We start from the raw sequence: 975 nt of genomic DNA, 5'->3' as shown, positions 1-975 counted from the left end.
CTCACAAGCCACCTCTGACGGGAGTCTGGCGATCACTGTGACGTTTGAGCTGGGTACCGATGTGGATGATGCGCAGGTGCAAGTTCAAAATCGTGTTGCTCGGGCTGTTCCTCGTTTACCGCAAGACGTGCAGCGTCTAGGTGTGACCACAACAAAATCGTCGCCAGACCTGACGATGGTCGTCCACTTGCTCTCGCCGGACGATCGTTACGACATGCTCTATCTCTCCAACTTTGCCAAGCTGAAAGTCCGTGACGAGCTTGCCCGTTTGGAAGGGGTTGGTAATGCGCTGGTGTTTGGTGCAGGTGATTACGCTGTTCGTATTTGGTTAAATCCGGAAAAAGTCGCGGCGCTAGGTATGACGACGACAGACGTCATTGGCGCGATTCGCGAGCAAAATCGGCAGGCTGCAGCAGGCACGATCGGTGCTCCACCGAGTGCTGAAGACAACCCGTTTCAGTTGTTGATTAAGGTAAAAGGTCGTCTTGAAGGCATTGAAGAGTTTGAGAATGTTGTGTTGCGAGTGGGCGCTAGCGGCGCCATTACACGTCTTAAAGACGTTGCGCGTGTAGAGTTAGGCGCAAACAGCTACGCGCTTCGTTCGTTACTTGATAACAAGCAGGCGGCTGCCATTGCGATCTTCCAGCGTTCAGGCTCGAATGCTATCCAGATATCCAATGACGTTCGCGCGCGTATGGCAGAATTGCAAAGAACGTTTCCTGAGGGCATGGAATACAAAATCGTTTACGACCCGACGGTGTTCGTTCGTGGCTCGATTGAAGCCGTTGTAAAAACCCTGCTTGAAGCGATGCTCTTGGTGGTGATTGTTGTTCTGCTGTTTTTGCAGACATGGCGTGCCTCGATTATTCCTCTCGTTGCGGTACCGGTGTCATTGGTTGGCACCTTCGCGGTCATGCATGTGTTCGGGTTTTCGTTGAATGCCTTGACGCTGTTCGGTTTGGTATTAGCCATCGG

1 protein-coding gene is annotated in these 975 nt (G+C 52.4%); it reads left to right on the top strand.

Translation table 11 applies throughout. The features are described from left to right. On the top strand, positions 1–975 hold a 975-nt coding region (locus A3751_RS20320; protein WP_197466565.1), incomplete at both ends, for an efflux RND transporter permease subunit.

The organism is Oleiphilus sp. HI0080, from assembly GCF_001635135.1.
This window is presented reverse-complemented; position numbering and strand designations above follow the sequence as displayed.